Origin of the sequence: Halomonas sp. M1 (assembly GCF_029581375.1) — a bacterium.
Taxonomy (GTDB): Bacteria; Pseudomonadota; Gammaproteobacteria; order Pseudomonadales; family Halomonadaceae; genus Vreelandella.
Genome location: NZ_CP121119.1, coordinates 2,842,008 through 2,854,639, shown reverse-complemented (window position 1 = coordinate 2,854,639; position 12,632 = coordinate 2,842,008). Strand labels below are relative to the sequence as shown.

The 12,632-nt window shown below is 51.9% G+C and carries 11 protein-coding genes; 3 read left to right on the top strand and 8 right to left on the bottom strand.

Features of this window, described 5'->3' with window-relative positions:
- The first annotated feature begins 255 nt into the window (after positions 1-255).
- On the top strand, positions 256-1,266 hold the full coding sequence (locus P8S54_RS13185; protein WP_281442093.1) for an AAA family ATPase: 1,011 nt from the start codon (positions 256-258) through the stop codon (positions 1,264-1,266).
- A gap of 197 nt (positions 1,267-1,463) precedes the next feature.
- On the opposite strand, the gene P8S54_RS13180 is transcribed toward P8S54_RS13185, so the two are convergent.
- From P8S54_RS13180 to fliD (P8S54_RS13165), 4 genes are all read right to left on the bottom strand, one after another.
- Positions 1,464-2,108, bottom strand: coding sequence for a hypothetical protein (locus P8S54_RS13180; protein WP_281442092.1), 645 nt, complete (start codon positions 2,106-2,108; stop codon positions 1,464-1,466).
- An 86-nt stretch (positions 2,109-2,194) separates the two neighbouring features.
- Positions 2,195-3,937 (bottom strand): flagellin, encoded by a 1,743-nt coding sequence (locus P8S54_RS13175; protein ID WP_281442091.1) that lies wholly within the window; start codon positions 3,935-3,937, stop codon positions 2,195-2,197.
- A gap of 199 nt (positions 3,938-4,136) precedes the next feature.
- Positions 4,137-5,531, bottom strand: a complete 1,395-nt coding sequence (fliD, locus tag P8S54_RS13170; protein WP_281442090.1) for a flagellar filament capping protein FliD — start codon at positions 5,529-5,531, stop codon at positions 4,137-4,139.
- Between the two features lie 232 nt (positions 5,532-5,763).
- On the bottom strand, positions 5,764-7,110 hold the full coding sequence (fliD, locus tag P8S54_RS13165; RefSeq protein ID WP_281442089.1) for a flagellar filament capping protein FliD: 1,347 nt from the start codon (positions 7,108-7,110) through the stop codon (positions 5,764-5,766).
- Positions 7,111-7,366: 256 nt separating this feature from the next.
- Here fliD (P8S54_RS13165) and P8S54_RS13160 point away from each other — a divergent pair, with 256 nt between their 5' ends.
- Together P8S54_RS13160 and P8S54_RS13155 are read left to right on the top strand one after the other, a co-directional pair.
- A complete protein-coding gene (locus P8S54_RS13160) occupies positions 7,367-7,696 on the top strand; it encodes a hypothetical protein (RefSeq protein WP_281442088.1) in 330 nt (109 codons plus the stop codon).
- A 428-nt stretch (positions 7,697-8,124) separates the two neighbouring features.
- Positions 8,125-9,132: a serine hydrolase gene (locus tag P8S54_RS13155; RefSeq protein WP_281442087.1), complete on the top strand. Its 1,008-nt coding sequence runs from the start codon at positions 8,125-8,127 to the stop codon at positions 9,130-9,132.
- Positions 9,133-9,255: 123 nt separating this feature from the next.
- Here P8S54_RS13155 and P8S54_RS13150 read toward each other — a convergent pair whose 3' ends face one another.
- From P8S54_RS13150 to P8S54_RS13135, 4 genes are all read right to left on the bottom strand, one after another.
- Complete coding sequence (locus P8S54_RS13150; RefSeq protein ID WP_281442086.1) at positions 9,256-9,720, bottom strand: TerB family tellurite resistance protein; 465 nt, start codon at positions 9,718-9,720, stop codon at positions 9,256-9,258.
- Between the two features lie 110 nt (positions 9,721-9,830).
- Positions 9,831-10,844, bottom strand: coding sequence for a nucleoid-associated protein (locus P8S54_RS13145; protein WP_281442085.1), 1,014 nt, complete (start codon positions 10,842-10,844; stop codon positions 9,831-9,833).
- Between the two features lie 59 nt (positions 10,845-10,903).
- A complete protein-coding gene (locus tag P8S54_RS13140) occupies positions 10,904-11,665 on the bottom strand; it encodes an ABC transporter permease (RefSeq protein ID WP_105208824.1) in 762 nt (253 codons plus the stop codon).
- Positions 11,662-12,615, bottom strand: a complete 954-nt coding sequence (locus P8S54_RS13135; RefSeq protein WP_009100936.1) for an ABC transporter ATP-binding protein — start codon at positions 12,613-12,615, stop codon at positions 11,662-11,664. Before P8S54_RS13135 ends, P8S54_RS13140 begins: the two co-directional genes overlap by 4 nt.
- Positions 12,616-12,632 lie beyond the last annotated feature (17 nt).

Sequence of the window (12,632 nt, the reverse complement as noted above, 5' to 3'; positions counted from 1 at the left end):
TTTTATCTTTGCATCAGTTTACCCGTGGTGCGGGTTTATCAACAGCACAGTAACCACCAAAACAGGCCACAGCTTGGCGTTTAAACCATCACACTGTACCTTGGCAGCACACAAAACATGAACAGCGGCCAAGCATCTTTTGGTTGGCCCTTTTTGCTTACTAAAACCACCTAATGCGAAATGCCCACCACCTTGTGATTAACGCCGCAACGACGTAAATTCTGCTACATCAGAATGCTAAAAGAGGCACCTCACATGATCGCAACCTGCGAATTGAACGATTTTGGCCCCGTTACCTCGTTCAATACCGAGGGCTTTAGCAACCTTAACCTTATCATCGGCAAAAATAGCAGCGGTAAAACGTGGTTACTGAAACTGCTTTACACCGTTATCCGCTCACAGGAAGAACATGGCCGAGGCGATGACAATCGCGAATTTTATGAGGTGCTCAGCGATAAGCTGTACTGGACATTCCAAACAGACCACCTAGGCGATTTAGTGAAGAAAGGCAAACAGAACCGCCTAAAACTCGCCACCAAAATGCAAGATGGCGGCCAGCTTGCAGTAGAGTTCAGTGCCACCACCAGCAAACAGGTGAAACCTAGCAAAAACACGCTGTCACCACGCAACGATAACACTATCTTTTTGCCCCCAAAGGAAGTGCTCTCGCTGTGGAATATTATCCTCAAAAGTGCGCTACAAGACCGTACCTTCGGCTACGATGCGACCTATTCAGACCTTGTTTTAGCGCTACAAAACCAGCCGCAAAAAGGCCGAAATTACGACAGTTTTTCCCAGTCACGTTCTATGCTGGAGGCCATATTTCAAGGGAAAGTGGTATTTGAAGACAACCAGTGGATTTACAAACAAGGCCACGCTAAATACTCGATCCATGGAACTGCCGAAGGCATTAAAAAAATTGCCATATTGGATACGCTGCTAGATAACCGCTTTCTGAGCCCTAATCCGGTGATCTTCATCGATGAGCCGGAATCCGCTTTACACCCTACCGCTATTATTAAACTGTTGGATATTTTGGGCCTTTTAGCCAAGCAAGGCATTCAGGTATTTATGGCCACTCACTCGTATTACGTGGTAAAAAAAATGGTATTAATGGCCAAGCAAACACAAAAGCGCATTCCATGCTTTATGCCAGATGATGACGGGGTATGGTCAGAAAGCTGCCTATTACGCGATGGCCTGCCTGATAACGACATCATCAACACCTCCATTCGCCTGTTTGAAGAAGAGTTTGAAGGCATTTAATCGCGAGCACCTGGCATGATATATATTCCAGAATCAGGCCTAACCTTTGGCCCCTTTATAAATGACGACCTGCTTTATATGGAAAAGCACCAGTCTCTCAGCTTGAAAAAACTTGACTGCAGAAACTAAACACAAGGTGGATCATTAAGCTGATGCTTTAACACCAGCTACAACTACTTTTGAACACTATGAGTAGCTCACATCTTTTCTATTATCTTTATTGACAAAGAAGTTACAAACTTTCTTACACCCGGCTTTATTCTTAAGTAATGCTCCCAGAAATACTCAATTTTTTCATTTTTACTCCATCCCGAAAAATTTGATAACTCGTCACTAACCTTACCTGAATGCTTGATACAATTATTTATGCACCTAAGCTCGTCGTAACTAGAAAAACCGGGCAGTTCTTCTAAATTAGCCACTCTCTCGCCAGCCAGTCTCTTCAGCTCTTTTATCCTGAAAAAACTACGCACCTCATTTTCTGAAAAAAGGCCACTAACGGCTAACATTCGTTTTATAACTATCTCAACTGTTTTATATAAAGCAGCAATAACCATTTCTTCAGAAATTTTCCGAATCAATTCTGCCTCAAAATTATCGTCAACTAAAAATAGTTCAAGCTCATTTCGATCTGAATCCGGCATATTATTGTCATTTTTCAGGCTATCTAGTTCAGCAAGACTTTGCTTCTTGATGTGGGACTCAGCCTGACACGCAGCATAATAAAGACCGTCAATTACGTCGTCATCATACTGGCTCAACATCTTCACTCGTAGCCCTTTAAAATTATTTCTGCTGAGTATCTCTCTCATTGTATTCTGGGGCCGCCCTGTTTTATCCATAATAATAACATCCTACTTTAAAATAAAAACGGGGCCTTTCGGCCCCGTTATATATTACTGCTTCAGCCTTGCGGCTAAGCCTTATATTAACCCAGCAGAGAAAGAACGTTCTGCGGAATCTGGTTGGCCTGTGCCAGTACGGAAGTACCTGCCTGCTGCAGAATCTGCGCGCGGGTCATATCAGCCACTTCCATTGCGTAGTCGGCATCTTCGATGCGCGAACGTGCGGCAGAAAGGTTGGTGCTGTTGGTATCCAAGTTGGTGATGGCGTCTTCAAAACGGTTCTGCACCGCACCCAGCTCAGAGCGTAGGTTGTCGATATCTTGCAGGGCCGCGTCGAGTGCTGCCAGCGGGTTTTCAGTGGCGTCTACAGCGATTGCACCGCTTTCAAGATCCACTTCGTAGCCGTCGGTTGCATTGCCGGTCACCGCAAAGTTCTGCATTTCGCCGTCAACTTCAACTTGAGCGAACAGGGTTTCACCATCGATACCGCCGAAGCGAACTTCTACCGGGTCACCGCCTGCTACTGCAGCTTCTGCTACGGTAGCGGTGCCGCCATCGCTAACGTTAACCAAAAACAGGCCGTCGTCGCCACGGTCGTCAACAAACTGGTTAGTACCTTCACCGTCTGAATCCAGTACCTCACGCAGAGTGCCTTGGATGGAAGCGTCTTCAGTGATGTTTACCGTTGTTGCTGTGAAAGCAGCCTCAGCGCCGTCAAAGTCAAATGTTACGGTACCGCTTGCAGTGATCGCGCTCGCACTTACTGCAAACAGGTTGGTCTCATCGCCATCCACCTGACGGATGAACAACTCACCATCACGCTCAACGAAATCGATAGTGCCAGCAGGCTCGTTATCGAAGTTTTGCGTGTACTCGAAGGAGAAAGTCAGAGCGGAAGTAGAGGCAGCAGTCACACCTTCACCTACAGTGTTTTCTGCAGCAGCTTCATCTACAAACGTGCCACCAGTGAGGTCAACGGTGCCGCCCGCACTGATATTCGAAGCGCTGATAGCCACAAAAGCTGTTGCAGTCGCAGGATCACCAGCGCTGTCAGAGCCAGTGATTTCTACTTGAGCAAACAATTCACCAACACTATTTGTAACAAACTGTGTAAAGGTTACAGTATCCACAGAACCACTGACTGCACCAAAGTTCGCAGGATCAGCAGGCAAGGTAACATTACCACCTGCAATAGTGACATCGTCCGCAAACGTAGTGGTAGCCGCGAAGCCAGCAATGTCATCACCAGTAGTAATTTCGGTAACAGCATCTTCGCTTAGCTCAGGCGCGACAGCAGCACGCACGTCAAAATCTGCCAGGCCTAGGGCTTCGGCGTTGATGGTGCGCAGGTTAATATCGATGGTCTGGCCATCGTTAGCACCCACCTGGATGCGCAATGAGTCAGCATCTTCAGACAGTACACGAATGCCGTTGAAGTCGGTTTCTTCAGAAATACGGTCAATTTCAGCCAAACGCTGGTTAACTTCGTCTTGGATAGACTGACGGTCGGTGGCGCTGTTGGTGCCGTTAGCGGCCTGAACAGTCAGTTCACGGATACGCTGCAGGTTGTCGTTGATTTGGTTCAGCGAGCCTTCAGCGGTCTGCGCGATGGAGATACCGTCGTTGGCGTTACGGCTGGCTTGGTTAAGGCCGGTAATCTGCGCGGTGAAGCGGTTAGCGATGGCTTGGCCTGCCGCATCATCCTTGGCGCTGTTGATACGCAAGCCAGAGCTCAGGCGCTCCATGGACGTGGTCAACGCGTTCTGGCTCTTCTGCAGATTTTGCTGGCCGATCATCGATGTGATGTTGGTATTGATCACTGACATGGTGATTCTCCTTGCTGGGACACTGGCCTAGAAGGCCTGCTTTTCGGCCACTGTATGTGCCGTTGTTATAGATAACGGCTTGATGAGGGGAATCTTTAGGGGAAGTGGTAAAAAAAGATGTAAAAAATAGTAACTGAAAAATGAGAAAAGGCAGCCTGGGCCGCCTTTTAGGTTTTTACTGAGGTTAACTGCGATGGGTTTACCTTCTTCTACGGCCTAACTGGTTATCTAGCGCGTCGAACTGCTGAGTCAGGTAGTCGCTCATGCTGTTCATCTGGGCAATCATGCCATCTAGCTGGCTGAACTGCCTTCGGTAGCGGATAATGGTGCCTTCAATGCTTTTTTCCATGCGCTCAAAACGGTCGTCTAGGCTTTTCACGCGGTTTTCTGCGCCGCTTATTGCCAGTTTAACAACGCCGTTATTGCCCAGCAGTTGTTCAATGCTGGTGCCTAGTTTGCCTGCCAGCCCACTGCCTTTTTTCTCACCGGCAAAAAAGTCGCTTAATGCTTGGGGGTTATTAGCCACTAGGTCGTTTAACTTAGTGTCATCAACCTTCAGCGTGCCATCCCGCTGTAGGGTAATACCAAGCTGGTTGAGGGTTGAAAGCTCGCCCCCCTCAACGCCACTGGTGAGCACGCTACGCAGACGGCTTTCAATGGTGCGCACGGTGCTATCGCCCACTAACTCGCCAGCGGTTTCACTGTCACCACTAAAGCTAGTGAGTTTGCCGATAGTACTTTTTAAGTCGTTATAGGCTTTTACAAAGCCGTTAATGGCCTCGCGCTGCTTTAGCGTATCACGCTCTACGTTAATAGTGCTGGTGGCGGTTTCACCATCGGCAATACTGAGTTCAGAGAGGTTGAGCGTTACTCCTTGAATCGCGCCTTCAATCTGATTTTTGGCGCTGCTAATGGTAATGCCGTTTACCGTTAGAGCCGCGTTTTCACCAGCACGTTTGGTATCTGTATCTTCCGCGAAGGGGCCCGTCACTGGCTGCTTGTCAGCATCGATAAAACTAAAGCCATCAATGGAGGCATCGGCCCCTGTCTCTTTAGAGCTTAGCGCCAGCCTGTAACCTTGGCCGTCGTTGATGATGGTGGCGTTAACACCAACTCCTTTGTTGGCGTTAATAGCATCACGAATCGCGGAAAGGCTGCTGCCGGGGGCAATGTCGATGTCGACAGAATCGCCGCTACCAAAATTGAGCTGCAGCGCCGTAGCGCCTTGCAGGTTTAGCGCTGCGTCGCGTTTATCTACCCGGCTAGAGGCCAGCGTGCCGGAGGTGGCAAGCTGGGTCACTTCCACCCGGTAGCTGCCGGGCAGTGCGCTGGCAGTGGTGGTGGCTTTAACGGCATCGCCCCGCACGCTGGCGGAAAGGCTTTGGTACAGTTTGGGGTCGTTAATTTTCGCAACTGAGTCTTGAAACGCATTCAGCGACGTTTGCAGCTGGCCAAACGCGGAAATTTTCGCCTGCTGCTGTTTTTTCTGAAGCGTAATCGGCGCAAGTTTGCCCCGCTCGGCTTCCTGAAGCTGATCAAGCAGCCCTGTTAGGTCAAGGCCAGAACCAACGCCAAGAGAGGTTATTGTCGCCATGCGGGATTTCCTCAGTGCAAAAGCTAAACCATGGCTAATTTAAATAAGCCATTTTTAAACAACCGAACGGGCGCGCGCAGTGATACTCAGCGCCCCCATAAAATAGATACTATCTTTATCGACAGAACAGCGCATAACTTTAGCGCTTTTTCGAGCTTTCAAAGAAGGCGGGAGGGTTATCTAACAAAAACGCCTGCTTGGCGCAGGCGTTTTAGGGCATCACGACCGATTGTTAACTACGGCCTAGCTGGGCATCCAGTGCATCAAACTGCTGGGTGAGGTAATCGCTGGTTTGGTTCATCTGGGCGATCATGCCATCCAACTGACCAAACTGGGTACGGTAGCGGGAGATAGTTTGCTCTATGGATTGCTCCATACGTGTGTAACGCTCAACCAATGATTCAGAGCGGTTTTCAGCACCAGTGATGGCTCCGGTGACGGCACCATTGGGGCTTAGCAGCTGCTCAATGGTTTGGTTCAATTGGCCGGCCATGCCGGTTTCAGCTGAATCACCGGCAAAAAACGTCGAAAGCGCGTCTTGGTTATTGGCAATGGCGTCATCCAGCGCACCATCATCAATTTCAAGCGTGCCATCCCGCTGTAGCGAAATACCAATATCGCTCAGCATGGAGAACTGGCCTTCCACACCGCCACTGAGTACGCTGCGCAGGCGGGACTCCACCGAGCGGGTAGCACTGTCACCGTTTAGCTCGCCTGCTTCACCTGTCTCTGGGTTAAAGCTGGTTAGCTCACCCATGGTGCTTTTTAGGTCGTTATAGGCATCCACAAAGCTGGTAACGGCTTCACGCACGGCGCGGGTGTCTTGCTCTACGGCAATGGTGCTGCTGCCCTCTTCTTGCAGGTTAAGCGTTACGCCTTGGATAGCGCCTTCCACTTGATTGGTAGGGCTGGTAATCGCGATGCCGTTAACATTTAACGAGGCATCTCGACCCGCTTGAATGACATCAGCCGCTAGAGGGTTGTCAGCACCATCCCATTCAAGGCCAGATACGGAAGCTGCTTCACCGGTTTGGGTAGAGTTCAGCGCTAAACGATACTCTTCACCATCAAAGATAATCGAGGCAGACACACCGCTATCTTCGGTCGCATTTATCGCATCGCGAATATATTCAAGGGAGCTTCCAGCAGCAATCTGCACCGGCACACTTGGCTGGTCATCACCGGCGAACTGTAAGGTTAAGGTACGATCTGTATCAGTGCGAGAAGCTTCAGGATCAGCGACCGAATTTGTCGCGAGCGTGCCAGCGCTCGCCAATCGGTCAACCGTTACGTTGTAGTTGCCGGGCTGCGCTTCACCGTCTGCAGCGGCGGTAACGGCACTACCGCCTACGTTGGTGGAAAGGCTTTCATACAGCGCACTATCGTTTAACGCGGCGGAGGCGCTTTGAAACTGAGCAAGGGAGCTTTGTAGCTGGCCGTAAGCGGAAATTTTGGTTTGCTGGGTTTCCAGTTGACGCTCTATGGGTTCGAGCTTGCCTCGCTCAGCTTCCTGCAGCTGATCCAGTAAGCCGTTCAAGTCTAGCCCAGAGCCAATGCCGAGTGATGAAATGGTAGCCATACAATACCGTCCTTTTTTAAAACGCCCTCTACTATCTTGACGCTGCTTATCTGTTGAATGTCGATCTATAATTTAAAGTTATCGACTATTAAACCCTAAACTTAAACATTAAAGAAAACTTTTAAGCATTCAATAGTTACCGCATGTAAATGACAGCTTAACGCACATCTCGAATGTAGACCTTGGTCTAACACCCTCATTGCTTTATAATGCACTGCAACAAGCCCGTTTTGGTCCTGTTTGCAGGAGAACATTTATGCCTTCCCCGGTGTTTCAGCCCGCACCCCAAGTCGCTACGGCCGCTTACCATGTGCAGCGCAGCCTGCGTCACTGTCTTTCTACCGTTGCCGAGCTGCTTTACGACAGCGGCCACGTACTTGAAACCCTCACTCTGCCCCAGCGCGGCCTTACCCAGCGCGAGCTTAACCAGCTAAGCGCGCAGCATAACCACTGGCAGGCTTGCCAGCAGGTGCTTGAAGAGAGCGGTGCCGCGGAATTTAACGATTACCACCGTTTGGTATTAACGGCTATGGGGCGAGAGATGATGTTCGATATGTTTGGCCAAGGGGCCGCAGACTGCGCGTAGCGCTTGCTGCTTGCCAGTACGTGACACTGGCGGTTTTGAAATCACTGCTTTAAAACCAGTGATTTGAAAAAAGATATTTAAAAATACAAAGCGCCCGCAGGGGCTAGTTGAAGCCAATTACCTGCAGGCGCTTTGCTACGTCGGGGCGTGCTGGATTAACGCAGGCCAAGCATCGATAGAACAAACAGAACTACCACCACTAAACCTACGATGTAAATAATGCTACGCATAACGGCACTCCTTGCTTTTTGCGTTTTAGAGAAATCAAAGGGTTGCTTACCTTAAAGCGAACAATTCAAGCCTAGCAGGCTTTTGATCAATTTGCATAATGCCCCCATCACTTCGTGATTGAACCTCTCCTGTATCTTAGCCTCGAACCTTTGCTTGTTCTTTACCCATCTGCCACCGCTCTTTGCCAAGGTGCTGCTATGCGTTTACCTGTGCTACTGATTTTCTGTGCCGCTATCTCACTGCTTTTTAGCGCTAGCGCAACGGCTGACGCACCTAGTACCAGTGCGCTAGTCACGCTCGACCAGAAAACGGCGGCACTAGACCGTGTGCATGCGGTGGTCGTTGCTCACCAGGGCAGTATTGTTCACGAACTGCATCAGGGTGGCCCGGGCGTCGCTGCACCTACCAATATCAAATCGCTTTCCAAAACCGTGCTGGCGGCCATTACCGGCGCAGCCATTGAGGCGGGAGCGATCGAGTCTACCGAGCAAACCTTGGTGGCGATGTTAGGCTCGCTACCCAACGGCGCTGACCCGCAGGTGAATGAGATTACCGTGGCGCACCTGCTGGCCCAGCAGGCGGGGTTAGAGCGTACTTCCGGCAGCAACTACAGCGCTTGGGTCGCCAGCAACAATTGGGTGAATAACGCACTCTCCCGCCCGTTTGTGGATGAACCCGGTGGGCGCATGCTCTACTCCACGGGCACTAGCCATTTGCTTTCTGCGGCACTCACCCAGGCAAGTGGCGAAACCACTCACGCCCTTGCGCAGCGTTTGCTGGGGGAGCCGCTGAACATTGCGATACCCCCCTGGCTGCGCGACCCCCAGGGCATCTACTTTGGCGGCAATGATATGCAGCTTTCACCCAGGGCGCTTATAGAGATCGGCGAGCTGTATCGTAATGATGGCATGGTCGTCGATGACAGCGGAGTGGGCCAGCGGGTGCTGCCGGAAGGCTGGGTTGAAGACTCGTGGACACCCAGAGGCCAATCCCCATGGACAGGGGATGGTTACGGCTTCGGGTGGTTTATTACGACGCTTGCGGATGTGCCGGTGTATTACGGCAGGGGCTACGGTGGTCAGGCGCTCTATGTCATTCCAGAGCGGGAAATGACCGTGGTGATTACGTCCGACCCAACGCCCCCTTCTCCGGGCGGCCAATTTCACCAGCAGTTAAATGATCTGGTCGTTGAGCTGCTACGTTGAGTTGCTATGTTGAATTGCTATGTTGATCCACTAAGTTGATCTTCGCTGACCGCTGGCGTTTCGCGCGCTATTTGCTCCAGGGCGTCAACTAGATCAGTTAAGCGGGTGGCCTTATCTTGGGCATCACTCATCGGCGGCACACGGCTTTTTTGCCTGCAGCTTGGTACGAATAAAATCACCGTGGCTCACATGTAAAAGGTCTGCCAGCCGACGTATGCGGTGCTCTTCAAGCGGGTCGATACTGCCATCTGCCCAGGCCAGCTGCCACATTAATGCCACCAGCTCGCAGCGCTGGTCGTAGCCGTAGTGCTGCTTAATTAGGCTGACAAACTGGTAGTGATCCACCGCATCATCCACCTCTGCTTCCGCCAGCGCCATTAACTCGGTCACTTCGCTGTCGCTTAGCTGGTAACGGGTGGTTAACATCTGTTTGAGCGCGGCGCGTTCGGCGTCACTTTGGTCATAGTCGGCGCGCATCACTTCGCACAGCAGCGCCGCGGTGGCTAGTTCTAATGTAATGGTTCGATTTTCACGCTGCTCTGGCTCCGCCAGCGCCCGTTGGAAGAAGTTAGTGATAGCAACCAGCACGCTGTTTCTCCTGTTGTAAAACCTTATCTTACGACTTCTACCACCGCAGTTAGTGCCGCGCTACGCACCACAGTCCCCCCGTCAACACTCCAACCTTCACTACTTTCCCCTCACTCCTTACGCTTAGCCAACTGCTCTTTTAGCTGCTTGGGCACTTGCTTGATGATCAGGCGATCTTGATGTTCATCGTACTCGATGCTGGAACCCAGCAGGTGGGAGTCAAAGCTGATGGAAACGCCCCCGGCGCGGCCGGTAAAACGGCGGAACTGGCTGATGGTGCGTTTATCCGGCGGTATCTCCGGGGAAAGGCCGTAGTCGGCGTTGCGGATATGGTCGTAAAACGCTTTGGGCTGCTTTTCGTCTACCAGCCCTGAAAGCTCTTCTAAGGTCATTGGCTCGCCGCGGCGCAGCTGCTCGTTGGCGTAGTCGACTAGCGTGTCGGTTTTTTCCCGGCTGGCCTCGTCATCAAAATCCTCTTTTTCCACGTAGTCGCTGAAGGCTTTCAGCAGCGTACGGGTTTCTGCGGGGGCATCAATGCCCTCTTCCATCCCGAACAGTGCGATTAAGCCATCGGCGAGCTTTTTGCCGCCGCGATCTTTTAAAAACGACACATACTGGGCGCTTTCGGAATCACTCTGCCACTGGGTAAGGTTTACCCGTGCCGCCAGGGTTAGCTGGCGGGTATTGAGCTGGGCGGCGGGCACCGCATGGTGCGTCTCATTAATGCCAATGCCTTCCCGCTGGTGCACCAAGCCTAAAAACAGGGTTTCGGTGTCGCCCTGGCGCAGGTGAGCAACGACCAGGTAGCCACTGACAGAGAGCTGCTCTTGCAGCGTTTGCGCTAGGCGCTCGGCCATGGCGATAGAAAACTGGGTAAAGTCTTGCTCACCGGCCATGTAATCCCGCAGCCAGGCCACCAATGGCCCGGCCTGCTCGCCCTGTTCGGCAAATCGCCCCCACCCTTTAGCTTTGGTGTTGTAGGTGTCGTTTAACGCGTTCACCAGGCTTGTCATCGTTGGATCGTCACTGGCGCTGGGGGTTTCAGCTGGCGGTGCCGTAACGGTTAAGCGCTCGCCATCTAGCGACGGTTCCAGGCGAAGCACGGTGCTTTGCAGTAGCGGCATAAGCGGGAGTTACCTTTTAAGCAGAAAGCGAAGAAACAGAAAACGAATAGCTTAAAACACTAGGGTTTTAAGCGGTAACCGGTGCGGAAAATCCAGGCAATAATGGCAAGGCTGGCGGCTAAGAACAGCAGAATCATCGCCACGCTGGCGCCAAGACTAACGTCGCTAATACCGTAGAAGCTCCAGCGGAAACCACTCACCAAATAGACCACGGGGTTCGCCAGGGTGACGGTTTGCCAAAACGGCGGCAGCATATCAATGGAGTAAAAGCTGCCGCCCAGAAACGTCAGCGGGGTAATCACCAGCAGCGGCACCAGCTGTAGCTTGTCGAAGCCATCGGCCCAGATACCGATGATAAAACCTAGCAAGCTGAACGTGACGGCGGTAAGCACCAGAAAGGTGAGCATCCAGATAGGGTGGGCGATCTCCAGCGGCACAAATAGGCCCGAGGTAGCGAGAATAATCAGCCCCAGAAGAATCGACTTAGACGCCGCAGCCCCCACGTAACCCACCACTATTTCTAAGTAAGAGATAGGTGCCGATAAAATTTCATAAATACTGCCCGAAAACTTGGGAAAGAAAATTCCGAAGGAGGCGTTCGATACGCTCTGGGTGAGCAGCATGAGCATAATAAGCCCTGGCACGATAAAGGCGCCGTAGCTGACCCCATTAATCTCGCTGATGCGCGAGCCAATCGCCGCCCCGAACACCACAAAGTAGAGCGAGGTTGAGATCACCGGCGAGACAATGCTTTGCAGCAGCGTACGCCGGGTGCGCGCCATTTCAGCCATATAAATGGCGCGAACGGGGTAGAGGTTCATGAGCGCTCCTTGACGAGGTCGACGAAAATATCTTCCAGTGAACTCTGCCGGGTGTGTAGGTCTTTAAAGCCAATGCCCTCTTTTTCCAGCTGCGCCAGTAGCGTTGAAATTCCCCGGCCCTCTGGCGGCTCTCCCGGCTGCTCCTCCTTGCGGCTCTCGTAGGTGTACACCAGCTCATAGCCATCCGCTGCTAAGCTGAGCTCTTCTTGGGCAAGGGAGGCAGGCAGCGTGGTAAGCGGCGTGTGCAGGTGTAGCGTTAACTGCTTACTGCCGAGCTTTTTCATTAGCGCCGCTTTCTCTTCCACCAGCACTATTTCACCGCGATTGATGACGCCGATGCGGTCGGCCATCTCTTCGGCTTCTTCGATGTAGTGGGTGGTGAGAATAATCGTAACGCCGTTATCCCTAAGCCCGCGCACAACGTTCCACATATCGCGGCGAAGCTCAACATCTACCCCGGCAGTAGGCTCATCCAGAAATAGAATGCGTGGCTCGTGGGAGAGTGCTTTAGCGATCAGCACCCGGCGCTTCATACCACCGGAGAGCGTCATCAGGCGGTTATTGCGCTTATCCCACAGCGCTAACGACTTAAGCACCTTTTCAATATGATCAGGGTTCGGCGGTTTGCCAAACAGGCCACGGCTAAAACTGACGGTGTTCCACACCGTTTCAAACGCTTCGTTGGTGAGTTCTTGAGGCACTAGGCCGATACGCTCACGGGCTTGGCGGTAATGGCTCACGCTGTCGAAACCATCCACTACCACACTGCCTTCAGTGGGGTTAACGAGCCCGCACACCAGACTGATTAAGGTGGTTTTACCAGCGCCATTAGGGCCTAGCAGGGCAAAAATTTCGCCGCGCTGGATGGTTAAATCCACGCGGGTAAGCGCTTGAAAGCCACCTTCGTAGGTTTTGTTCAAGCCTTCGATGGTAATAATGGGGTCGTTCAAGGCGTGCTCCTCACACC